This is a genomic window from Pseudomonas sp. App30 (assembly GCF_047947025.1).
Taxonomy (GTDB): Bacteria; Pseudomonadota; Gammaproteobacteria; order Pseudomonadales; family Pseudomonadaceae; genus Aquipseudomonas.
The window spans coordinates 2,508,831-2,531,839 of sequence record NZ_CP133165.1; the positions used below are offsets into that span (position 1 = coordinate 2,508,831).

Annotated in this window: 21 protein-coding genes and 1 pseudogene; 8 read left to right on the forward strand and 14 right to left on the reverse strand. The window is 64.6% G+C overall.

Translation table 11 applies throughout. The features are described 5' to 3' along the window. The first annotated feature begins 2 nt into the window (after positions 1 to 2). On the forward strand, positions 3 to 830 hold the full coding sequence (nadE, locus tag RAM80_RS11585) for an ammonia-dependent NAD(+) synthetase (RefSeq protein WP_416426597.1): 828 nt from the start codon (positions 3 to 5) through the stop codon (positions 828 to 830). On the opposite strand, the gene RAM80_RS11590 is transcribed toward nadE, so the two are convergent. After that, positions 827 to 1,726: a LysR family transcriptional regulator gene (locus RAM80_RS11590; protein ID WP_416426598.1), complete on the reverse strand. Its 900-nt coding sequence runs from the start codon at positions 1,724 to 1,726 to the stop codon at positions 827 to 829. The two genes, nadE and RAM80_RS11590, sit on opposite strands and share 4 nt — an antisense overlap. A gap of 115 nt (positions 1,727 to 1,841) precedes the next feature. Here RAM80_RS11590 and RAM80_RS11595 point away from each other — a divergent pair. The 5 genes and pseudogenes from RAM80_RS11595 to RAM80_RS11615 all read left to right on the forward strand — a co-directional run bounded on the left by RAM80_RS11595 (position 1,842) and on the right by RAM80_RS11615 (position 8,308). Next, positions 1,842 to 2,893: pseudogene (locus RAM80_RS11595) on the forward strand (AbrB family transcriptional regulator). A 219-nt stretch (positions 2,894 to 3,112) separates the two neighbouring features. Continuing rightward, the gene (gene glyA / locus RAM80_RS11600) at positions 3,113 to 4,366 is read left to right on the forward strand and encodes a serine hydroxymethyltransferase (protein ID WP_416426600.1); all 1,254 of its coding nucleotides are present in this window, start codon (positions 3,113 to 3,115) and stop codon (positions 4,364 to 4,366) included. 91 nt (positions 4,367 to 4,457) lie between these two features. Then, positions 4,458 to 5,378, forward strand: coding sequence for a LysR family transcriptional regulator (locus RAM80_RS11605; protein ID WP_416426601.1), 921 nt, complete (start codon positions 4,458 to 4,460; stop codon positions 5,376 to 5,378). Between the two features lie 412 nt (positions 5,379 to 5,790). Further along, positions 5,791 to 7,092, forward strand: coding sequence for an MFS transporter (locus RAM80_RS11610; RefSeq protein ID WP_416426603.1), 1,302 nt, complete (start codon positions 5,791 to 5,793; stop codon positions 7,090 to 7,092). Between the two features lie 34 nt (positions 7,093 to 7,126). Beyond that, the gene (locus RAM80_RS11615) at positions 7,127 to 8,308 is read left to right on the forward strand and encodes a M20 aminoacylase family protein (RefSeq protein WP_416426605.1); all 1,182 of its coding nucleotides are present in this window, start codon (positions 7,127 to 7,129) and stop codon (positions 8,306 to 8,308) included. Between the two features lie 131 nt (positions 8,309 to 8,439). On the opposite strand, the gene pdxJ is transcribed toward RAM80_RS11615, so the two are convergent. From pdxJ to rpoE, 11 genes are all read right to left on the reverse strand, one after another. After that, positions 8,440 to 9,180, reverse strand: coding sequence for a pyridoxine 5'-phosphate synthase (gene pdxJ, locus RAM80_RS11620; protein WP_416426606.1), 741 nt, complete (start codon positions 9,178 to 9,180; stop codon positions 8,440 to 8,442). A gap of 42 nt (positions 9,181 to 9,222) precedes the next feature. Beyond that, a complete protein-coding gene (recO, locus tag RAM80_RS11625) occupies positions 9,223 to 9,906 on the reverse strand; it encodes a DNA repair protein RecO (protein WP_416426608.1) in 684 nt (227 codons plus the stop codon). 134 nt (positions 9,907 to 10,040) lie between these two features. Beyond that, positions 10,041 to 10,943 carry a GTPase Era gene (gene era / locus RAM80_RS11630; RefSeq protein WP_416426610.1) on the reverse strand — a complete coding sequence of 301 codons (903 nt, stop codon included), beginning with the start codon at positions 10,941 to 10,943 and terminating at the stop codon, positions 10,041 to 10,043. After that, a complete protein-coding gene (gene rnc, locus RAM80_RS11635) occupies positions 10,936 to 11,625 on the reverse strand; it encodes a ribonuclease III (RefSeq protein ID WP_416426612.1) in 690 nt (229 codons plus the stop codon). Before rnc ends, era begins: the two co-directional genes overlap by 8 nt. Then, positions 11,622 to 11,999: a DUF4845 domain-containing protein gene (locus tag RAM80_RS11640; protein WP_416426613.1), complete on the reverse strand. Its 378-nt coding sequence runs from the start codon at positions 11,997 to 11,999 to the stop codon at positions 11,622 to 11,624. The genes rnc and RAM80_RS11640 overlap by 4 nt, the downstream gene beginning before the upstream one ends. A gap of 71 nt (positions 12,000 to 12,070) precedes the next feature. Beyond that, on the reverse strand, positions 12,071 to 12,925 hold the full coding sequence (gene lepB, locus RAM80_RS11645) for a signal peptidase I (protein ID WP_416426614.1): 855 nt from the start codon (positions 12,923 to 12,925) through the stop codon (positions 12,071 to 12,073). Positions 12,926 to 12,930: 5 nt separating this feature from the next. Next, positions 12,931 to 14,730, reverse strand: coding sequence for a translation elongation factor 4 (gene lepA / locus RAM80_RS11650; RefSeq protein ID WP_416426616.1), 1,800 nt, complete (start codon positions 14,728 to 14,730; stop codon positions 12,931 to 12,933). 187 nt (positions 14,731 to 14,917) lie between these two features. Next, a complete protein-coding gene (locus RAM80_RS11655; RefSeq protein ID WP_416427461.1) occupies positions 14,918 to 16,303 on the reverse strand; it encodes a DegQ family serine endoprotease in 1,386 nt (461 codons plus the stop codon). A 332-nt stretch (positions 16,304 to 16,635) separates the two neighbouring features. Continuing rightward, positions 16,636 to 17,595 (reverse strand): MucB/RseB C-terminal domain-containing protein, encoded by a 960-nt coding sequence (locus tag RAM80_RS11660; RefSeq protein WP_416426618.1) that lies wholly within the window; start codon positions 17,593 to 17,595, stop codon positions 16,636 to 16,638. 8 nt (positions 17,596 to 17,603) lie between these two features. Then, positions 17,604 to 18,200 (reverse strand): sigma-E factor negative regulatory protein, encoded by a 597-nt coding sequence (locus RAM80_RS11665; RefSeq protein WP_416426620.1) that lies wholly within the window; start codon positions 18,198 to 18,200, stop codon positions 17,604 to 17,606. Between the two features lie 31 nt (positions 18,201 to 18,231). Next, a complete protein-coding gene (gene rpoE, locus RAM80_RS11670) occupies positions 18,232 to 18,813 on the reverse strand; it encodes an RNA polymerase sigma factor RpoE (RefSeq protein ID WP_003252049.1) in 582 nt (193 codons plus the stop codon). Between the two features lie 639 nt (positions 18,814 to 19,452). Between rpoE and nadB the strand changes: the two genes are divergently transcribed. Next, a complete protein-coding gene (gene nadB, locus RAM80_RS11675) occupies positions 19,453 to 21,069 on the forward strand; it encodes an L-aspartate oxidase (protein ID WP_416426622.1) in 1,617 nt (538 codons plus the stop codon). On the opposite strand, the gene RAM80_RS11680 is transcribed toward nadB, so the two are convergent. Both RAM80_RS11680 and RAM80_RS11685 read right to left on the reverse strand, forming a co-directional pair. Further along, positions 21,038 to 21,490 carry a protein YgfX gene (locus RAM80_RS11680; protein WP_416426625.1) on the reverse strand — a complete coding sequence of 151 codons (453 nt, stop codon included), beginning with the start codon at positions 21,488 to 21,490 and terminating at the stop codon, positions 21,038 to 21,040. The two genes, nadB and RAM80_RS11680, sit on opposite strands and share 32 nt — an antisense overlap. After that, positions 21,474 to 21,728 carry a succinate dehydrogenase assembly factor 2 gene (locus RAM80_RS11685; RefSeq protein WP_027976992.1) on the reverse strand — a complete coding sequence of 85 codons (255 nt, stop codon included), beginning with the start codon at positions 21,726 to 21,728 and terminating at the stop codon, positions 21,474 to 21,476. Before RAM80_RS11685 ends, RAM80_RS11680 begins: the two co-directional genes overlap by 17 nt. A gap of 309 nt (positions 21,729 to 22,037) precedes the next feature. On the opposite strand from RAM80_RS11685, the gene RAM80_RS11690 reads away from it, so the two are divergent. Continuing rightward, positions 22,038 to 22,979: a YgfZ/GcvT domain-containing protein gene (locus tag RAM80_RS11690; RefSeq protein WP_416426627.1), complete on the forward strand. Its 942-nt coding sequence runs from the start codon at positions 22,038 to 22,040 to the stop codon at positions 22,977 to 22,979. Positions 22,980 to 23,009: the final 30 nt, after the last annotated feature.

Sequence of the window (23,009 nt, forward strand, 5' to 3'; positions counted from 1 at the left end):
ACATGAGCAACCGTCAAATCGAAATCGCCAAGGCCCTCAACGTGGTGCCGCCCTTCGCCGACGCTGCCGCGCTGGAAGCGGAAATCGACCGTCGCAAGGCCTTCATCAAGCAATGCCTGCGCAACGCCCACGTCAAGGTGCTGGTGCTGGGCATCAGCGGCGGCGTCGACTCGCTGACCGCCGGCCGCCTGGCCCAGCTGTCGGTGGAAGAACTGCGCGCCGAAACCGGCGACCAGGGCTATAAATTCATCGCCGTGCGCCTGCCGTACAACATCCAGCACGACGAGCACGACGCCGCCGCCTCGATGCAGTTCATCCGCGCCGACGTGGAAGACACCGTGAACATCGCCGGCGCCGTGCTGGGCCTGTCCGAGCAGGTCGCCCACCTGCACGGCCTCACCGACGCCCGCCGTGACTTCGTCATCGGCAACACCAAGGCGCGCATCCGCATGGTGGCCCAGTACACCATCGCCAACGCCAACAACGGCCTGGTGATCGGCACCGACCACGCCGCCGAGGCGGTGATGGGCTTCTTCACCAAATTCGGCGACGGCGCCTGCGACCTGGCCCCGCTCAGCGGCCTGGTGAAGCACCAGGTACGGGCCATTGCCCGGCACCTGGGCGCGCCGGAAAACCTGGTGGAAAAAGTGCCCACCGCCGACCTCGAGGAGCTGCGCCCAGGCAAGCCCGACGAAGAGGCCCACGGCGTCACCTACGCGCAGATCGACGCCTTCCTGCACGGCCTGAAGGTGAGCGACGAGGCCTACGCCATCATCGTCCGCACCTACGACAACAGCCAGCACAAGCGCGAGCTGCCGTTCGCGCCTTAACCCGCCAGCACGTGCTGGCCGCGCTCCTTGAGCAAGGCCAGCAGCACCTGCGCCGCCGGCGACAGGTAGCCATCGATGCGCACCGTGACCCCCATGGTGCGCGTCACCGTGGTCTCCGCCAGCTCCACCTCGCGCAGCAGGTTCATGCCAATGCCATGCTCCAGCGACTCACGCGAGAAGAAACTGAGCAGGTGCGTGTGGGCGATCAGCCGCGGCAACACCGACACCGTATTGCTCTCCACCTGCACCACCGGCGGCGGCAGTTCGCGGCTGCTGAACAGGTTATCCAGCCAGCGCCGCGACGACACCGTGGGCCCCGGCAGCACCCAGCGGTAACGGTTGAGGTCGGCCAGGGTGTAGGGGCCGTCGAAGATCGGGTGGCTGGCGCTGGCCACCACCACCGCCTCGTCGCGCAGCAGCGGGTAGCTGGCCAGCGGCCCTTCGCTGGCGATGAACGAACTGATGATCAGGTCCAGGCGCCCCGCCACCAGCGATTCGCGCAGCACGTCGTCCTGGCCGATGGTCAGGTTCAGGGTGATGTCCGGCGCCCGTTCCAGGAGTGCCGCGGTCAGCTGCGGCAGCAGGTGGTCGGCCATGGACGCGGCGCAGCCCAGGCGAATGGTGCCCACCGTGCCGCTGGCGAAGTCCTTCACCTCGCGCTCGGTCTCGGCGATGCTCTGGCGCAGCTCGCGGCCACGGGCCAGCAGCAGCTCGCCGACGTCGGTGAGCTTGATGCCGCGGCCCTCGCGCCGGAACAGTTGGGTGCCCAGGGATTCTTCCAGGCGCTGGATGCTCTTGGTCAGCGCCGGCTGGCTGCGGTTGAGCTTATCGGCGGCCCGGCCCAGGTGGCCGAGCTCGGCGATGGTTTCAAAGTAGGTGAGGTCGCGCAGGTCCATAATTCATAACCGCCAGTTATCGTTTCATCAGTATTAGAAAATAGACTTGATCGGTTGCCAGGTCGATAATTCTTCCGCGTCCTGCCTTGACCAGGGCGCCTGGAGACTTGAAACCGTGTCGCGTGCCCCTTCCCTCGCTCTACGCTACTGGCCCACCTGGGCCCAGTGGTTCGCCCTGATCATCCTTGCCGGCAGCGCCGGCCAATTGCTCAACCACCTGCAACTGCCCGCCGGGCAATTCGTCGGCCCCATGCTGGTGGCCATCGGCTTCGGCGTCTGCGGCACCACCCTGCGCATCCACCGCCAGGCGTTCCGCCTGTGCCAGGGCACCATCGGCCTGCTGGTGGCGCACTCCATCAGCATGGCCGTGCTGACCGCCGTGGTGCAGTCCTGGCCGGTGATGCTGTTCGCCACCGCCCTCACCGTGCTGCTGAGCACCGCAGTGGGCCTGGTGATGGCCCGCTACGGTGGCATCGGCGCCCGCACCGCGGCCTGGGGCACCTCGCCGGGGGCAGCCTCGGCCATGGTCTCGATGGCCGCATCGTCGCCACCATGCAATACGTGCGGGTGGTGTGCGTGGTGATGATCGGCGCGCTGGTCAGCCGCCTGCTGGGCGCCGACGGCAGCGGCACCCAGGCCCACGGCGCGGTGGTCAGCCTGCAGGGCGCGCCGCTACTGGACCTGGCGCTGAGCCTGGCGGTGATCGTCATCGGCGTGCTGCTGGGCACGCGCCTGCCGGCCGGCGCCCTGCTGGGGCCGTTGCTGCTGGGCGGCGTGCTGCAGCTGTGCGGGCTGATCCACATCGTGCTGCCAGCGCCGGTGCTGAGCCTGGCCTATGCCACGGTAGGCTGCTACGTGGGCCTGCGTTTCGACCGCACCACCATCCGCTACGTGTTCAAGCGCCTGCCGGCGATGATCAGCGGCTCGCTGCTGCTGATCGTGCTGTGCGCGCTGTCGGCGTGGCTGGTGGCAGACCTGCTGGGCAAGGACTTCCTCTCGGTGTACCTGGCCACCAGCCCGGGCGGCCTGGACTCCATGGCAATCATCGCGGTGGACACCCATTCGGACGTAGGGCTGGTGCTGGCGATGCAGACGCTGCGGCTGTTCGGGGTGATCGTGACGGGCGCGTGGCTGGCGCGGTGGGTGATTCGGTTGTCGGAGCGCTAGGCCGTATTGATTTCACTCCAAAGGAATGAAATCAATACGAAATGAACCGAGCGTCCGGCTTATCGAGCGATACCGGACCTCGGTGGCTTTGGAGCCGTAATGATTTCATTGCACTCTTAAAGACGTAAAACCGTAAATAATTGATTTATAACGATTTAATTTCTGGCACTGCCCTTGCTCTGTTCAACCTCATTCCAAACAGAACACAAGGACCGCGCCATGTTCTCCAAAAGCCTCACCCTCGCCGATTTCGACCCCGCCCTGCACGACGCCATCGCCCTGGAGGCGCGCCGCCAGGAGCAGCACATCGAGCTGATCGCTTCCGAGAACTACACCAGCCCGCAGGTCATCGAGGCCCAAGGCTCGGTGCTGACCAACAAATACGCCGAAGGCTACCCGGGCAAGCGCTACTACGGCGGCTGTGAGTTCGTCGACGTGGTCGAGCAACTGGCCATCGACCGCGCCAGGCAGCTGTTCGGCGCCGACTACGCTAACGTGCAGCCGCACTCGGGCAGCCAGGCCAACGCCGCGGTGTTCCTGGCCCTGCTGCAACCGGGCGACACGGTGCTGGGCATGAGCCTGGCCCACGGCGGGCACCTGACCCACGGCGCCAAGGTGAGCTTCAGCGGCAAGCTGTACAACGCCGTGCAGTACGGCATCGACGACCAGGGCCTGATCGACTACGACGAAGTGGAACGCCTGGCCGTGGAGCACCAGCCAAAGATGCTGATTGCCGGTTTCTCGGCCTATTCGCGCACCCTGGACTTTGCCCGCTTCCGCGCCATCGCCGACAAGATCGGCGCTTACCTGTTCGTCGACATGGCCCACGTCGCCGGGCTGGTGGCCGCCGGCCTGTACCCCAACCCGCTGCCTTACGCCGACGTGGTCACCACCACCACGCACAAGACCCTGCGCGGCCCGCGCGGCGGCCTGATCCTGGCGCGCAGCAACCCGGCGCTGGAGAAGAAGCTCGACTCGGCGGTGTTCCCCGGCGGCCAGGGCGGCCCGCTGATGCACGTCATCGCCGGCAAGGCGGTGTGCTTCAAGGAGGCGCTGGCGCCCGGATTCAAGGCGTATCAACAGCAGGTCATCGACAACGCCCAAGCCATGGCCGCGGTGTTCGTTGACCGTGGCTACGATGTGGTGTCCGGCGGCACCGACAACCACCTGTTCCTGGTCAGCCTGATCCGCCACGGCCTCACCGGCAAGGACGCCGACGCCGCCCTGGGCCGCGTGCACATCACCGTCAACAAGAACGCCGTGCCCAACGACCCGCAGTCGCCGTTCGTGACCTCGGGCCTGCGCATCGGTACCCCGGCGGTCACCACCCGCGGCTTCGGTACCGCCGAGTGCACGCGCCTGGCCGGCTGGATCTGCGACGTGCTGGATCATTTGGGCGATGCCGACGTGGAAGCCGAGGTAGCCGCCCAGGTTGCGGCACTAAGCCGCGACTTCCCGGTATACGGCCGCTAGTCGGGCCGGGTTGCCCTCTGGCACACTTCGCCCGGAAGAACTGCCAAGTAGGGCAACCTAGCAGGCCTGCGGGCCCATGTCGGGAATAACAATGAAACTGCATCAACTTCGCGCTTTAGTCTCCATCCACGAAACCGGTAGCCTGCAAGACGCCTCGCAAGTGCTGCACCTGACCCAGTCGGCCCTGAGCCGCGCCATCAAGGAGCTCGAAAACGAGCTGGGCATCACCTTGCTGGTGCGCTCCAACAAGGGCATGACCCTCACCGAATACGGCCAGCGCATGCTCGGCCATGCCCGCCAGGCACTGGAAAGCGTGCGCCGCGCGCGCCAGGAAATCGAAGACATGAAGGGCCTGGTGGTGAGCGAGATCACCATCGGCGTGACGCCCGTCACCGCTTTGCTGCAGCCGCTCAAGCAGAGCCTGGTGGACTTCCAGCACAGCTACCCCAACGCCACGCTGAAGGTGCTGGAAATGCGCCCCACCCAGCTGCTGCAGCACCTGCGCGACGGCCTGCTGGACTTTGCCCTGACCTCCCAGGTGCCGGCCAACGCCGTGGGCCTGGACTGGCAGCCGCTGTGCCGCATTCCCGGCGTGGTGGTGGTGCGCAAGGACCACCCGCTGCGCATGGTGCGCTCGCTGCGGTTGTTGCAGCAGGCGCACTGGATCAGCGTCGACCCGCTCACCGACAGCCAGTCGCAGTTCAACCAGCTGTTCGAAGGCAGCGCCCTGGGCCGCCCGCGCAAGGTGTTCGAATGCACGGCCATGAACCTGGCGATCAAGATGCTGATCGACAGCGACGCGGTGATGATCATGAGCCAGCCGGCGCTGGGGCATGACCTGGTGGGCCTGAGCGACATGTCCAAGCACCTGCTGAAGGTCGACATTCAGGAGCCGGTGCCCGAATACTCGGTGAACCTGGTGTGCGTGAACCGCAGCTACCTGACCAAGACCGCAGGGCAGCTGTTTGCCCAGTTGCAGGAACAACTGGCCAACAAGCCCGCCATCGTCTAATCCGTAACAACGATATCGGGTGGGAGCTGGCTTGCCAGCGAGCTTTTGGCACTTGAACAGCTCGCTGGCAAGCCAGCTCCCACAAAAACGATCCGGCATCCCAATGGAGCATTGCGCAAGGGGTTGCACGGCGCGCTGGATGAGGCGGGTGGGGCCTCTGCCACGGGGTTTGTTCTGATACGCAAATACCGGCGTCCTGTCTGGAGAGCGTCTCGCGTTACCCATCTGCCCACCTCAAGGGCACCACATTCGCGCACCGCGAGTCGAAAATGCCCACCCGGCGCTCCCGCCATTTCCTGCGCCGCCCCTGACCCGCACCAACGGTTGGGGGCTTGCATAAAAGCGATGTGCACTTTCACCGGCGCTGTTCAACACTGCGGACCACCACGATCCCGGGTACAGGAACATCGCCATGAAGAGCACCCCCGCCAGTGATTTGCCCCTCCAACCCAGCCCGGCCCAGGCCTCGCTGCAAGCGCGCAGGATGCGCCGCGTGGTGATTGCCTCGTCCCTGGGCAACGGCCTGGAGATCTACGATTTCACCGTGTACAGTTTCTTCGCGGTGATCATCGGCAAGCTGTTCTTCCCCGGCGAGTCGGCGCTGGCCTCGCTGCTGATGTCCCTGGCGACCTTCGCCGTGGGCTTCCTGATGCGCCCGCTGGGCGCGGTGCTGATCGGCCGCGTGGCTGACCGCAAGGGCCGCAAGGCGGCGCTGTCGCTGACCATCGCGCTGATGACCCTGGGCACCGGCATCATCGCCTTCACCCCCACCTATTCGAGCATCGGCATCGCCGCCACCCTGCTGCTGGTGTTCGGCCGCCTGCTGCAAGGGCTGTCGGCCGGCGGCGAAGTGGGCAGCGCCTCGGCGTTCCTGATGGAATCGGGGCACACCGACAACCGCTGCTTCATGGTCAGCTGGCAAGGCGCCAGCCAGGGCGCGGCGGCGCTGCTGGGCGCCCTCACCGGCCTGCTGTTGAGCAGCAACCTGAGCCCCGAATCGCTCGAAAGCTGGGGCTGGCGCGTGCCGTTCGTGATCGGCCTGCTGATTGGTCCGGTGGGCTGGTTCATTCGCCAGCACCTGGAGGAAACCCATACCGAGACCACCAACACGCCTTCGCTGATGCAACTGCTGCGCGAGCACAAAGGCACGCTGCTGCTGGGCATCATGTGGATGGCCGCCTCCACCGTGAGCATGTACATGGTGGTGTTCTACATGCCCACCTACCTGGTGCGCACCCTGCATTACCCGAGCAGCTTTGCCTTCGCCCTGGTGGGCCTGGCCAGCGCCCTGCTGGCGGTGATTCCGCCCATTGCCTCGCGCTACGCCGACCGCCTGCCCCGGCGCAAGCCATTGCTGTACTGGATCGCCGGCCTGGCACTGGTGTTCGCCTACCCCGCGTTCCTGCTGCTGGGCCTGCAAAGCACCTGGCTGTGCATGCTGGCCATCACCCTGCTGATCATGCCCATGGCCGTGGGCGTGGGTGCCAGCTTCGCCATGCTGATGGAGGCCTTCCCCCGCGAGCAGCGCGTCACCGGGCTGTCGGTTATCTACAGCTTCGGCGTGACCCTGTTCGGCGGCTTCTCGCCCTTGCTGGTGACCTGGCTGATCGGCCTGACGGGCAACCCGCTGACCCCGGCCCTGTACCTGATCGCCACCCTGATCATGAGCCTGATCGCCCTGCGCCTGTTCCCCGAACACCCGGGCCGCGACTGACTCCCCCCTTTACTGCCAGAAAAAGGAAGCAACCGTGAGCAACCTGATCATCAACCAGAAACTGCAAGCCAGCGCTGAACATTTCGCCACCATTCGCCGCGACATTCACAGCTTCCCCGAGCTGGGCGGCGAGGTGCCACGCACCGCCGGCCTGGTGGCCGAGATGCTCGGTGCCTGGGGCTACGAGGTGCACACCGGGGTGGGCGGCTGCGGCGTGGTGGGCGTGCTCAAGCGCGGCAACGGCGCGCGCACCCTGGGCATCCGTGCCGACATGGACGCCCTGCCGATCCTGGAAAAGAACGGCCTGCCTTGGGCCAGCCAGTACCAGGGGCGCATGCACGCCTGCGGCCACGACGGCCACACCGCCACGCTGCTGGCCGCGGCCGAGCAACTGGCGCTGCACGCTGAGTTCGACGGCACCCTGAACCTGATCTTCCAGCCGGACGAAGAGGGCCTGTGCGGCGCCAAGCAGATGATCGACGACGGCCTGTTCACCCGCTTCCCCTGCGACGCGGTGTACGCCTACCACAACATGCCCGGCCTGCCCGTGGGCCAGGCCGTGGTGCAGGCCGGCGGTTTCATGGCCTCGTCCGAGCGCGTCACCATCACCCTGACCGGCCGTGGCGGCCATGGCGCCATGCCCGAGCGGGCCATTGACCCGGTGCCGGCGCTGGCCAGCATCATCACCGCGCTGCAGACGGTGATCTCGCGCAACTTGTCCACCGATGACGCCGCTGTGCTCAGCGTGGGCATGGTGCAGGCCGGCACCGCGTACAACATCATTCCCGAGACGGCCAAGGTGATGCTCAGCGTGCGCACCGCCGACCCGGCTGTGCGTGAGCGGGTGGAGAAGCGCATTCGCGAGATTGTCGAGGGGCAAGCCGCCAGCTTCGGCGTGAAGGCCGAGATCGACTACTGCCTGCTGGCCCCAGTGCTGGTCAACAGCAAGGCCGAGACCGAGCGCATGCTGGGTGTGGCCCGTGAGGTGCTGGGCGCGCAGAACGTGCTGGAGAAAATGCCGGTGCGCATCATGGGCAGCGAGGACTTTGCCTGGATGCTGCACGAGAAGCCGGGCTGCTACTTCATCCTGGGCAACGGCACCGGCGAGTTCACCGGGTGCTCGGTGCACAACGACCACTACGACTTCGACGACGCGGTGATCCCGCTGGGCGCGGCGTGCTGGGTGGGGTTGGTGGAAGGTTATTTGAAAGGTTGAAACCGCGGACGCGGCCTTCGGCCGCTGCTACGGAGGATTGTGCCCTCCCCCTCCCGTAGCAGCGGCCGAAGGCCGCGTCCGAAACCGCAACCCGTAGCAGCGGCCGAAGGCCGCGTCCAAGGCCTACGCAATCAGCGAGCAGCAGCCACGATCAGCTGCTTCATCTCGCTCACCGCCGCCTTGAAGCCAACAAACAACGCATGGGCCACCAGCGCGTGGCCGATGTTCAGCTCGTTGATGCCCTTGATGGCCGCCACCGCTTCCACGTTGTGGTAGTGCAGGCCATGGCCGGCATTGACGATCAGCCCCTGGGCCACGCCGAACGCCACGCCATCGGCGATGCGCTTGAGCTCTTCAGCCACCTCAGCCGGAGTCTCGGCATCGGCGTAACGGCCGGTGTGCAGCTCGATGGCCGGCGCGCCCACGCGCTTGGAGGCAGCGATCTGGCGCTCGTCGGCGTCAATGAACAGCGACACTTCACAGCCGATCTTGCTCAGGCGCTCTACCGCCGCCTGGATACGCGCTTCCTGGCCGGCCACGTCGAGGCCGCCTTCGGTGGTCAGCTCCTGGCGGGTTTCCGGCACCAGGCACACGTGGGCCGGACGGATGCGTTCGGCGAACGCCAGCATCTCTTCGGTAACGCCCATTTCGAAATTCATGCGCGTCTGCAGCACGTCCTTGAGCAGCAGCACGTCGCGTTCCTGGATGTGCCGGCGGTCTTCGCGCAGGTGCACGGTGATGCCGTCGGCGCCCGCCTCTTCGGCGTCCAGCGCAGCCTTGACCGGGTCAGGGTAGCGGGTGCCGCGGGCCTGACGCAGGGTTGCCACGTGGTCGATGTTGACGCCGAGAAGAATGCGATTGCTGGTGGTCACGGGAGCGCTCCTTGGAATTGAGACCCCAAGGATACGTGGTGCTCACGGCTTGCGAAACAGTTCCCGACTGACCAGCGGACGACCGCCCAGGTGCACGGCCAGCGCCTGGCGCATCAGGCGCTTGGCAGCGCTCAATGCGCCGGGGGCAGTCCAGTCGGCTTCGGCCATGGCCAGCAGCTCGCTGCCCTTGAACAGGCCGGGCTGGATCAGCCACACGCGCTCAAGGCCGGCGTCCACCTGCAGGCGGTACAGGCCGTCGGCCTCCACCGGGTCGCCGTTGACGTCGCTGTCCATGGCGAAGCCGTAGCCCAGCTCGTCCAGCAGCCGCCATTCGAACGCGCGCAGCAGCGGCTCCAGCGGCAGGCCGGCGGCCAGCGCCTGCAAAGTGGCGGCGTAGCTGTCGTAGATCACCTGGTTGGGGTCTTCGGCCGGCAGCAGGCGGGTCAGCAGTTCGTTCAGGTACAGGCCGCTGAACAGCGCGTCGCCGACCATCCAGGAGGCCACGCCCACCGCTTCCATGCGCCCGACGTTCTTCAGCTCACCCTTGCCACGGAACTCCACTTCCAGCGGCACGAACGGCCGCGCCAGGCTGCCGGCCTTGCCCCGGGCGCTGCGCAGCACGGCGCGCAGGCGGCCGCCCGGGGTGAGGAAGTCGACCAGGGCGCTGTTCTCGCGGTAGGGGCGCGAGTGCAGGACGTAGGCGGGGTAAAGGACGAGGGTGGACATGGGTCGGCACTCGGTTTCAGGCGTTCCAAACAATTGTGGGAGCTGGCTTGCCAGCGAGCTTTCGGGCCTCAAAAGCTCGCTGGCAAGCCAGCTCCCACAAAAAACCATTCCCCCAAGGGGGAATGTGGCGCAGATCAGAGGTCGCCGTAACCCAGCGAGCGCAGGGCGCGTTCGTCGTCGGACCAGCCGCCTTTCACTTTCACCCACAGGTTGAGCATGACCTTGGAGTCGAACAGCAGCTCCATGTCCTTGCGCGCTTCCATGCCGATGCGCTTGATGCGCTCGCCCTTGTCGCCAATGATGATCTTCTTCTGACCATCACGCTCCACCAGGATCAGGGCGTGGATGTGCAGGGTCTTGCCCTGCTGCTTGAACTCTTCGATCTCGACGGTGATCTGGTACGGCAGCTCGGCGCCCAGCTGGCGCATGATCTTCTCGCGTACCAGTTCGGCGGCCAGGAAGCGGCTGCTGCGGTCGGTGATCTGGTCTTCCGGGAAGAAGTGATCGTTTTCCGGCAGGTGCTTGGCGATCAGGCCTTCCAGGGCGTCGAGGTTGTGACCCTGCTGGGCCGACACCGGGACGATCTCGGCGTTGGGCAGCTGTTCCTGCAACCAGGCCAGGTGCGGCATCAGCTCGGCCTTGTCCTCGATGCGGTCGGTCTTGTTGATGGCCAGGATCACCGGGCCCTGCACGTACTGCACGCGCTCCAGCACCAACTGGTCTTCGTCGGTCCACTTGGTGCGGTCCACCACGAAGATCACCACGTCCACGTCTTTCAAGGCCGCCGAGGCGGTCTTGTTCATGTAGCGGTTGAGCGCCTTTTCGTTGCTCTTGTGCATGCCGGGGGTGTCGACGTAGATGGCCTGGATCTCGCCTTCGGTCTTGATGCCCAGCATGTTGTGGCGGGTGGTCTGCGGCTTGCGCGAGGTGATCGCCAGCTTCTGGCCCAGGATGTGGTTGAGCAGCGTGGACTTGCCCACGTTCGGGCGGCCGACGATTGCGACATAGCCACAGCGGGTTGGGGTTGTATCAGTCATTGCCATTCTCCACGCCCAGGGCAATCAGGGCTGAAGCGGCCGCTACCTGTTCGGCAATACGACGGCTCACACCCTGACCTCGGCTTTTTTCGTTCAAAAGGGTCACTTCACATTCGACGAAAAACGTCCGGCAATGCGGTTCGCCCTGGATATCCACCACTTCGTAACGCGGCAGTTCGCAACCACGCGACTGCAGGTATTCCTGCAGGCGGGTTTTCGGGTCCTTGTTGGTGTCCACCAGCGTCAGGCTGTCGAACTCGCTGGTCAGCCAGGACAGCACACGCTCGCGGGCCACTTCCATGCCCGAATCCAGGTAGATGGCACCAATCAGCGCTTCCAGGGCATCGGCCAGGATCGATTCGCGACGGAAACCGCCGCTCTTCAATTCACCGCTGCCCAGGCGCAGGTATTCGCCCAGGTCGAAACCACGGGCCAGTACGGCCAGGGTCTCGCCTTTCACCAGCCGGGCGCGCAGGCGCGACAGCTGGCCTTCGCGGGCCTGGGGGAAACGTTCGAACAACGATTCACCGGCCACGAAGTTGAGGATGGCATCACCGAGGAACTCCAGGCGCTCATTGTTGCGCCCGGCGAAGCTGCGGTGAGTCAAGGCCAGCACCATCAGGTCCTGGTCTTTAAAGGTATAGCCGAGCTGACGCTCGAGACGGCTCAAGGAAACACTCACGGTTTACGCACGCTGAATTCGTGGTCAAATTTCACCACCAGATCGACGTTGCCGATCAGTGGCTCACGCTGTTCGTATTGCAAATGGGCGGCGAACACGTCGTCGTCCAGTGTCACTTTCATGATGTTGCGGGCTTGCAGGTCACGGATGTTATTGACACTCATGCCCTTGTCCACATGGTTGTAGAAATCACCAACCGTGTCGATTTTCTCCGCCTTGTCGGTCGCTGCCGATTCGATGATCTTCTTCATCGTCCAGTAGTCGAAATAGTGCGGCAGCACCTTGAAGGCCGTACTGGCGACAAACCCCAGTATGGCCAGCAGTACCAGCCCTCCCAGCAGCGAAATACCTTTCTGCGAACTGGCTGCGTTCATGCTCAAGCTCTCCATCCCTGCTGCCGCCTGAAAAGCATTCGGCGCTGTCCACTGGACAGCGCCGCCTGGTGTTACTTGATCAGCCCGACTCGCGAGAAGTTCGGCAAGTGGCTCATCTTCGGCTCCGGCCAGCTCATCCAGACCGCGAAGGCCTTGCCGACGATATTGCGGTCCGGGACCATGCCCAGCAGTTCCTTGGGAATACGCGGGTCATCCCAGTAACGGCTGTCGTTGGAGTTGTCGCGGTTGTCGCCCATCATGAAGTAGTGCCCGGCAGGCACGGTCCATTGATTGTCCGGCGGCATGTGGTAACGGCCCATTTCCTTGCGGATCAGGTGCTCGACGTCGCCGAGTTTTTCCTGATACAGCTCGGCGGTGCCCAGGCTGTTGGGCTCTTCGCCCAGCAGTTGCTCGGCCACCAGCTGGTCGTTGACGTACAGGCGCTTGTCATTGGTGTAGCGGATCTTGTCGCCCGGCAGGCCAATGACGCGTTTGATGTAGTTGACGTTCGGGTCGCTTGGGTAGCGGAACACCATGACATCGCCACGCTGCGGGTCACCGATCTGGATGATCTTCTGGTCGATCACCGGCAGGCGGATGCCGTAGGAGAACTTGTTGACCAGGATGAAATCACCCACTTCCAGGGTCGGCTTCATGGAACCCGACGGGATCTGGAAGGGTTCGACCAGGAACGAGCGCAGCACCAGCACGATGAACAGCACCGGGAAGAACGACTTGCCGTATTCGACCAGCGCCGGTTCCTTGTTCAACTGCTCGAGCACCACCGGGTCCGGCTCGCTGACACTACCCTGGTAGGTTGCGATCGCGGTCTTGCGGCGCGAAGCCAGGAAGACCAGATCGAACAGGGCCAGCAAACCGCAGACGGCGACAGCAATGACCAACAACAGCGGGAAATTTAGAGACATAGGACCTAACTATCCAACCTGAGCACGGCGAGGAAGGCTTCTTGTGGAATTTCCACGTTACCGACCTGTTTCATGCGTTTCTTACCGGCCTTCTGCTTCTCCAGAAGCTTGCGCTTACGGCTGACGTCACCGCCATAGCATTTGGCCAGTACGTTCTTTCTGAGCGCCTTGACAGTGGTCCGGGCCACGATCTGCCCGCCGATGGCGGCCTGGATCGCAACGTCGAACATCTGCCGAGGAATCAGTTCTTTCATCTTCTCGGTCAGCGCGCGGCCCTTGTAGTGGGCGTTGTCGCGGTGAACGATCAGGGCCAGGGCGTCAACCTTGTCACCGTTGATCAGCACGTCCAGCTTGACCAGGTTGGCCGACTGGTAGCGATCGAAATGGTAGTCCAGGGAAGCATAGCCGCGGCTGGTGGATTTCAGGCGGTCGAAGAAGTCCAGCACCACCTCGTTCATCGGCAGGTCGTAGCGCACCTGCACCTGGCTGCCGAGGAACTGCATGTCGCGCTGCACGCCACGCTTCTCGATGCACAGGGTAATGACGTTGCCCAGGTGCTCTTGAGGCACAAGGATAGTAGCGGCCACGATCGGCTCGCGGAAATCTTCCACCGAGGACACATCAGGCAGCTTCGACGGGTTGTCGACGTAGATGGTCTCGCCGGTTTTCAGCACCACCTCGAAGATTACGCTTGGCGCGGTGGTGATCAGGTCCAGGTCGTACTCGCGCTCCAGGCGCTCCTGGATGATTTCCATGTGCAGCATGCCCAGGAAGCCACAGCGGAAACCGAAGCCCAGGGCGTCGGAGCTTTCCGGCAGGTACTGCAACGACGAGTCGTTGAGGGTCAGCTTGGACAGCGCGTCGCGGAAGTCTTCGAAGTCTTCGGAGCTGACCGGGAACAGGCCGGCGTAGACCTGTGGCTGGATGCGCTTGAAACCAGGCAGCACCGGCACGTCCGGGGTGCTGCTCAGGGTCAGGGTGTCACCCACCGGCGCGCCGTGGATGTCCTTGATGCTGGCGATGATGAAGCCCACTTCGCCCGCTTTCAGGTCGGCGGTGGCGGTGTGCTTGGGGGTGAACACGCCCACGCTGTCGACCAGGTGCACCTTGCCGGTGGACTTGACCAGGATCTTGTCGCCCTTCTTCACGCGGCCGTGGCGCACGCGTACCAGGGAGACGACGCCCAGGTAGTTGTCGAACCAGGAGTCGATGATCAACGCTTGCAGCGGATCTTCGATGTTGCCGGTAGGGGCCGGAATGTCCTGGACCAGGCGCTCGAGCACGTCGAGCACGCCCATGCCGCTCTTGGCGCTGCAGGCCACGGCGTCGGTGGCGTCGATGCCGATGACCTTCTCGATCTCGTCCTTGACGCGATCGGGGTCGGCCTGGGGCAGGTCCATCTTGTTCAGCACGGGCATGACTTCCAGGCCCTGCTCGATGGCGGTGTAGCAGTTGGCGACCGACTGGGCCTCCACGCCTTGACCGGCATCGACCACCAGCAGCGCGCCCTCGCAGGCGGCCAGCGAACGGCTGACTTCATAGGTGAAGTCGACGTGGCCGGGGGTGTCGATGAAGTTCAGCTGGTAGGTCTTGCCGTCCTGCGCCTTGTAATGCAGCGTGACGCTGTGGGCCTTGATGGTGATGCCACGCTCACGCTCCAGGTCCATGGAGTCCAGCACCTGAGCTTCCATCTCGCGATCGGCCAGGCCGCCGCACATCTGGATGAACCGATCGGCCAGCGTCGACTTGCCATGGTCAATGTGGGCGATGATGGAGAAATTGCGGATATGACTCAAATCACTCACGGATCAACACTCAAAAAGGCTGCGGGCCGGACGCCCAACGAAAAATAGCCGGGAATTGTACCTGAATTACGGGGCGATGTGGGAGACGGTTGATCATGAACATCCTGGGGAAGCCCACCCCCATCGACATCCGCTCACAAAAAAGGGCGGCCCACCGGCCGCCCTCCCCTGTTTCAACGCCAGCTTATCACTCGCTCAGCTTGAAGGTGATGAAGCTTGCACGGCCCTGGCGCAGCACGCGCATGGACACCGAGCGGTTCTTCGGCAGGCCCTTGGCGATGTCGGTGAACTCCTTCGCCGAACCGATGGCCTGGTTGTTCAGGTGGGTGATGACGTCACCCGGCTGCAGGCCGATCAGCGCTGCAGGGCCGTCCTGCACGTCCTTGATGACCACGCCGCTTTGCAGGTCCAGGGACTTTTTCTGATCGGCGGTCAGGTCGGCCACCGAGACGCCCAGGCGGTTGCTGTTGCTCTCGGCCTGGGACTTGGCGGCGCCACCGGCGAGGATGTCGTCGTCATTGGCCGGCATGGCACCGACGGTCACGTCGATGGTCTTGCGCTTGCCCTCGCGCACCACCTCCAGGCTGGCCTTGGCGCCGGCCTTGAGGCCGCCCACCAGGTGCGGCAGGTCTGCCGACATGACGATCGGCTGGCCGTTCATGCTCAGGATCACATCACCCACCTGCAGGCCGGACTTGGCCGCAGGGCCGTCCTCGACCATCTGCGCCACCAGGGCGCCGGCCGGCTTGTCCAGGCCGAAGGATTCAGCCAGGTCCTTGTTCACTTCCTGGATGACCACGCCCAGCCAGCCGCGGCTGACCTTGCCGTCTTTCTTCAGCTGGTCGGACACGTCCATGGCCACGTCGATCGGGATCGCGAACGACAGGCCCATGAAGCCACCGGAGCGGGTGAAGATCTGCGAGTTGATACCCACCACCTCGCCGTTCATGTTGAACAGTGGGCCGCCGGAGTTGCCCGGGTTGATGGCCACGTCGGTCTGGATGAACGGCACGTAGGCGTCGTTGGGCAGGGTACGGCCCTTGGCGCTGACGATGCCCTTGGTGACCGAGTGATCGAAGCCGAACGGCGAGCCGATGGCCAGCACCCACTCACCCACCTTCAGTTTGTCGGAATCACCCAGTTTGACCGTAGGCAGGTTCTTGCCGTCGATTTTCAGCAGGGCCACGTCGGTGCGCGGGTCGGTGCCCACCAGCTTGGCTTTCAGTTCGCTGCGGTCGGACAGGCGCACGATGATTTCATCGGCGTCGGCGATCACGTGGTTGTTGGTCAGCACATAGCCGTCGGGCGAGATGATGAAGCCCGAGCCCAGCGACTGGGCCTCACGCTGGCGATCACCGCCCTTGGGGCTGCGCGGCGAACGCGGCATGTTGCGGAAGAAGTCGCGGAAGGCCGGGGGCAGGTCGTCCAGGTCCGGCATGTCGCCGGCGCCGGCGCTGCGGTCGGGCAGCTTCTGGGTGGTACTGATGTTGACTACCGCGGGCGAGGCCTGCTCCACCAGGTTGGTGAAGTCAGGCAGCGCCTCGGCCTGGGCGGTAACGACCTGGCCGAGCATCAGCACGGCGGCGCACACGGTCAGGTAATGCTTCAAGCGTAGTATCGACATACGGCTCCCGTATTTAACGAGCTAGGTTTAGCAAGTGGGTTCGCCAGACGCACAAAACCCGGGCACTGCCGCAAGGCAATGTCCGGGTCCGGGGGTGTCGGCAGTGGCGATCCTGAAACAGCAGACAAGGCCAGACCCTTGAGGGTCTGACCTATAGAAAAATTCAGGGGGTTTTGCAACCTGACTGACAGAAGTTTCATTTCGTCATCCTTTGTAACGGATGCCGTGACGCACTATGTGACGCGCTCCCTGCACGCCCACTCCTGCTCAGCACAGGCGCCTCAATTCTTCGCCTGGGCGTCTTGGGCACGCATCGACAAGGCGATGCGCTCGGCGGTGCCGATGGGAATCTCACCCACCACGGTGACCATCACTTCCCCATTGGGGGTGGTGAGGCGCCGCGACACGGCCGAGGTCGGCCCCAGCTGCGTGCGGGTGTCAGCCCCGACGCTGCCATTGAGCGGCTCGAGGAACACCGAGAAGCGCGCCAGGCCATCGTCATACATCAGGCTGCTGACGGTGGTCTTGGTGTCGGGGTCCTTGCGCGAGGAACTGCCGGCCAACTCGAAGCCCGGCGGCAGCCAGTCCGAACGCCAATGGCCGGCGGCGGGCGCCGAGGCCTGGGCGACAACGGCCGGCCCCAGGGGCTTGCAGTTGTCGCTGGCAGCCAGCTCCGCATCCGTGGGCACGTCGGTGTCCAGGCGGGTGAACTGGAAGCGTTCCAGCAGGCGCCCCTTGTCGTCGAGCAACAACGACTTGAGCGGCAGGCCAGTCTTGCTGTCCAGGTGCAATTCGAAACCGTAGCGGTGCTGATCCTTGGGGGTCAGCGTAACGATGGTGGCATCGCGCCCGGCCACGCGTGATTGCCCCGCGACAGCAAGGTCGTACCAGGACATCAGCTTGAGGGGGTCGAGCACGCGGCCAGAGGAATCAGGCGTCTCGCTCACACCGGGAACCAGGGCGCCACTCACGCACTGGGTACGGCCATCCACGCGCACGACTTCCTGGGCCGAGCCATCGAGCTGCAACAGCCGCTCGCTGACCTTGCCGTTCTGGGCGCGATGCCAGATGTCGTGGGTGGTGAAACTGCCGTTGCGTTCGTAGACGAAGGTACCCTGGAAGCTCTGCTGCTGCTCGGCCTGGGCCAGGCGGTTAAGCCACTGCGAAGCGTCGCTGGCCGCGAAGGCCGGGACGCTCAGACAGGAACCGAGCAATAGCGGTAGTAGCGGTATGGCGCGCATGGTCCTCCTTAGCGGTTTTCAAGGCTCGCGGCACGTGCGTATGGCAACGCGCTTTCGGTCCCTTTCAACGCAGCTTCCTGGGCGTGTTGGCGCAGGTAGCCTGGCAAGCGCTGGTCATGCATGCCAGCCTGACCTTGCAGAACACCGTTGGCCATGGGGCCAGTGCTCTGGTCGTTGCTCTCAGTGTAGCCTGCCAGCACGGCCGGGCCCTGCACCTGCGGCACGGAAGGTGCCTGCTGGGTAGCCGGTTGCTGCTGGGCCAGCTGGTTGCCGGCGATTTCGTCCTGGTTGTACAGGCGCACGCCTGCCAACACCGCCACGGTGACCGAGGCTGCCACGGCCAGGCGGCCCAGGCTGCGCCATGGACCACGAGTGGCCTTGACCGGTGCGATTTCCTCGGCAATGGCTGCCGATACGGCGGTGGCCAGGTCCAGGCGTGGGTCGAGCAAGTCCTTGTGCATTACCGCACGGGCAATCTGGTAGCGATTCCAGGTTGCACGTGTTTCTGGATCTTCCAGGGCGTTGATGACCCTGCGCAGTTCCAGTTCGTCCGCTTCGTTATCCATCACCGCGGACAGCGATTCCTGCAAAGCTTCACGACTCATGGCGGTTCCTCTCTTGGCTGTCGCCGCTGTCTCAGGTTTCCTGCAACAAAGGCTGCAGGGCTTTATCTATGGCCTCCCGAGCGCGGAAAATCCGAGATCGCACGGTACCCACCGGGCATTGCATGACGCTGGCAATGTCCTCGTAACTCAGACCGTCGAATTCACGTAAAGTTAACGCCGTACGCAAATCTTCTGGCAGTTGCTGGATGGTCCGGTGGACGGTGCCCTCGATCTCATCTCGTAACAGGGAGCGCTCCGGAGACTCCAGATCCTTGAGGCCATGATCGCCGTCGTAGAACTCGGCATCCTCGGAACTTACATCGCTATCTGGCGGCCGACGACCGCGGGACACCAGGTAGTTTTTCGCCGTGTTGATGGCGATGCGGTACAGCCATGTATAAAAGGCACTGTCACCGCGGAAATTGCCAAGCGCCCGATACGCCTTGATAAAGGCCTCTTGCGCCACGTCCTGGGCTTCATGGGTGTCGTGCACGAATCGCACGATCAACCCGAGAATCTTGTGCTGGTATTTCAGCACCAACAGATCGAAAGCTCGCCGGTCGCCGCGTTGAACACGCTCGACCAGTTGCTGATCCTCTTCCTGGGTTAGCATGAACACTCCTCGTTGAGCCGGGAGGAGCATTGCTTAAGCCATCGTTCAGGCTTGCAATCATAGACTCGGGCTTTTCGCAAAAGTTCTCCCCTCCAAGCAAGTTTCCTGCACGCCATGATTTGACCTGCACGAAAACCGCAGCGCGGTCATGGCCGGCTGCGTCAATAATCTTGTCGTCGAATCCGCTTGCAGTGGCCAGCGACTTCAGCCCCACATAAAGCCGACGCCGTTTCCCTTCTCATGGGCGACCGTCTATGGATACCGGGGTGTTGAATAAAGTTCCCGGTATTTGCAGGGATCGCCCGCGGACATTGCGCGATTGTGCGTTGACCGCCGGTGTTTCAGCCATGAAACAAGGCTCAAGCCCGGTCGATCAGGCGCAAGCGCCCCATCCGTCGGTTCGTGTATCAGATAGCCCGACCAACGGTATAGTTCCACAACGCCATGAAGGCTTGGCTATTGTGCCGATACCCCCCTCTATATACTAGTAGCCCATGACCGATCCGCGATGCTCATGCGCCAGTAGCAGCTGCCAAAGGCGGCGTCCTGTACCAACCGCTACGAAGTGAGGATTGCGCGCGCAGGGCCGCTTGGAGGAGACTGCGCCGAAAACAATAGTCGCCCCCGCGGAATAAAGACATGAGCCAGCAGTATCAACACGACGTTCTAGTGATTGGCAGCGGTGCCGCCGGGCTTAGCCTGGCCCTGACCTTGCCCGGGCATTTGCGCATTGCGGTACTGAGCAAGGGCGACCTGTCCAACGGCTCCACCTTCTGGGCCCAGGGCGGCGTGGCCGCGGTGCTCGACGACACCGACACCGTGCAGTCCCACGTCGAGGACACCCTCAACGCCGGCGGCGGCCTGTGCCATGAAGACGCGGTGCGCTTCACCGTGGAGCACAGCCGCGAGGCCATCCAGTGGCTGATCGACCAGGGCGTGCCGTTCACCCGTGACGACGACCCGGCCCACGACGAGAACAGCTTCGAGTTCCACTTGACCCGCGAGGGCGGCCACAGCCACCGGCGCATCATCCACGCTGCCGACGCCACCGGCGCGGCGATCTTCCGGACGTTGCTGGCCCAGGCCCGCCTGCGGCCCAACATCGAGCTGCTGGAACAGCGCGTGGCGGTCGACCTGATCACCGAGCGGCGCCTGGGCCTGGCCGGCGACCGCTGCCTGGGCGCCTACGTGCTGGACCGCAACACCGGCGAGGTCGACACCTTCGGCGCGCGCTTCACCATCCTCGCCACCGGCGGCGCGGCCAAGGTCTACCTCTATACCAGCAACCCCGACGGCGCCTGCGGCGACGGCATTGCCATGGCCTGGCGCGCCGGCTGCCGGGTGGCCAACCTGGAATTCAACCAGTTCCACCCCACCTGCCTTTACCACCCCCAGGCCAAGAGCTTCCTGGTGACCGAGGCCCTGCGCGGCGAAGGCGCGGTGCTGAAACTGCCCAACGGCGAACGCTTCATGCCACGCTTCGACCCGCGCGCCGAGCTGGCGCCACGGGACATCGTCGCCCGCGCCATCGACCATGAAATGAAGCGCCTGGGCGTGGACTGCGTGTTCCTCGACATCAGCCACAAGCCGGCCGAGTTCGTCACCAGCCACTTCCCCACTGTGTACGAGCGTTGCCTGGCCTTCGGCATCGACATCACCCGCCAGCCCATCCCGGTGGTGCCGGCCGCGCACTACACATGCGGCGGCGTGATGATCGACCAGCACGGCTGCACCGACGTGCCCGGCCTGTACGCCATCGGCGAAACCACCTTCACCGGCCTGCACGGCGCCAACCGCATGGCCAGCAACTCGTTGCTCGAATGCTTCGTGTACGGCCGCTCCGCCGCCGCGCACATCGTCGAGCAACTGCCGCATACCGCGCTGCCCGAGCGCCTGCCGCAGTGGGACGCCAGCCAGGTGACCGATTCGGACGAAGACGTGATCATCGCCCACAACTGGGACGAGCTGCGGCGCTTCATGTGGGACTACGTGGGTATCGTGCGCACCACCAAGCGCCTGCAACGTGCCGAGCATCGGGTGCGGTTGCTGCTGGACGAGATCGACGAGTTCTACAGCAACTATAAAGTCAGCCGCGACCTGATCGAGCTGCGCAACCTGGCCCAGGTGGCCGAGTTGATGATCCGCTCGGCCATGCAGCGCAAGGAAAGCCGCGGGCTGCACTACACGCTCGATTACCCGGAGATGCTGCCCGAGGCGCTGGACACTATCCTGGTGCCGCCCACCTTCGACGACTGAACTTGAGCCGCACCCGCAGGCGCCGATGCTCGTCGGTGCCCAGGGTGTCGGCGGGCAGGCACAGGCTGCGCGGCCACCACTGCCCCGGCAGGCGGAAGCGCAGCAGCACCAGGCCCGGCAACGCCATGCTGTCGGGCAGCAGTTGCACCGCCTGCCAGCCCTGGCCACGGTTCCACAGCGCCCAGCCGCCGGCATCACGGCGCAGGGCGCGCCAGGCGCGGGGGTGGCTGAGCAGAAGGCTGCGGGGCAGGTGCCAGGCGGCGTGGGCCAGGCACATCAACATGCCCAGGCCACGCCAGGCGAACGGCGCATCGAGCAGCACCAGGCTGAACAGAGCCAGCCCCAATGCCGCCAGGTAGGCCGCCAGCAATCGCCGCGAGGCGTGCCAGCGGCAATGGAACAGCTTACTTGGGCTGGACACGGTCCAGGATCATGCGAACCATGCGCTGCAGCTCCGGGTCCTCGGATTCGGTGCGTTCCATGAACCAGCCGAACATGTCCTGGTCTTCGCATTCCAGCAGGCGGCGGTAGCATTCGCGGTCCACGTCATTGAGGCTGGGGTACACCTCCTTGACGAAAGGCACCAGCAACACGTCAAGCTCCAGCATGCCGCGGCGGCTATGCCAGTAGAGCCGGTTGAGTTCAATATCTTCGACCATGGAGCGCTCCTCAAATAGGCGCGCAGTATACAGCGACCTGCGCCGCGCGGCACTTGGACGCATGTCTATATATGTGTGGGGTGCGCGGGACGCGGCCTGCGGCCGCTGCTACAGGTGTGTGGGGTGTCGCCAATCCGGATGCGGGGTGCCACCGATCCGGTTCGGCGCCGGCCTGCGGCACACCTCCAACCCGTAGCAGCTGCCGCAGGCGGCGTCCGGCACCAACACGCTGTTCAACCATAGTCACCTACCTATTTTCCCGGCAGCGCTCTATGATGGAGCCCAGTCTTTTAGCCCTTGCGATGCCCCATGGCCAATTCTGCTTTTTTCTGCGCGCTGTCCCACGAAGGCGTCCTCGCCGTACGCGGCTCCGATGCCGGCAAGTTCCTGCAGGGTCAATTGACCTGCAACATCAACTACCTCACCGAGCAGTACGCCAGCCTGGGCGCGCGTTGTACCCAGAAGGGCCGCATGCAGTCCAGCTTCCGCATCCTGCTGCAAGGCGATGGCGTGCTGCTGGCCATGGCCCGCGAGCTGGTGGAGCCGCAACTGGCGGACCTGAAGAAGTACGCGGTGTTCTCCAAGTCCAAGCTCACCGACGAAAGTGACGCCTGGGTGCGCTTCGGCCTGGTCGACGGCCAGCCGGCGCTGGCGGCCCTGGGCCTGGAACTGGGCGAAGAGAGCAACGTCGCCACCCGCAACGAAGCGTTGATCGCCGTGCGCGTGTCGCCCCAGCGTGCCGAGCTGTGGGTGCCAGCCGAGCAGGCCGAGGCCGTGCGCCAGCAGCTTGCGCAGCACCTGCCCCAGGGCGAGCTGGACGCCTGGCTGCTGGGCCAGGTGCGCGCCGGTATCGCCCAGGTGATGCCGGAAACCCGCGAGACGTTCATTCCGCAGATGCTCAACCTGCAGGCCGTGGGTGGCGTCAGCTTCAAGAAAGGCTGCTACACCGGCCAGGAAATCGTGGCGCGCATGCAGTACCTGGGCAAGCTCAAGCGCCGCCTGTACCGCCTGTCGCTGGCTGACGGCCAGCCGCCGGCGCCAGGCACCGCATTGTTCTCGCCCAACCACGCCAGCGCCGTGGGCGAAGTGGCCCTGGCGGCCGCTGCCGAGCAAGGCGTGGAGCTGCTGGCCGTGCTGCAGGCCGACGCCGTGGAAGACGGCAACCTGCACCTGGGCAGCCCGGAAGGCCCGCGCCTGAGCCTGCTGGACCTGCCGTATGAACTGGATCGCGACCGCGAGATCCAACGCTAGGCTACATTGCCCCGCCCCCGCGACCGCGTC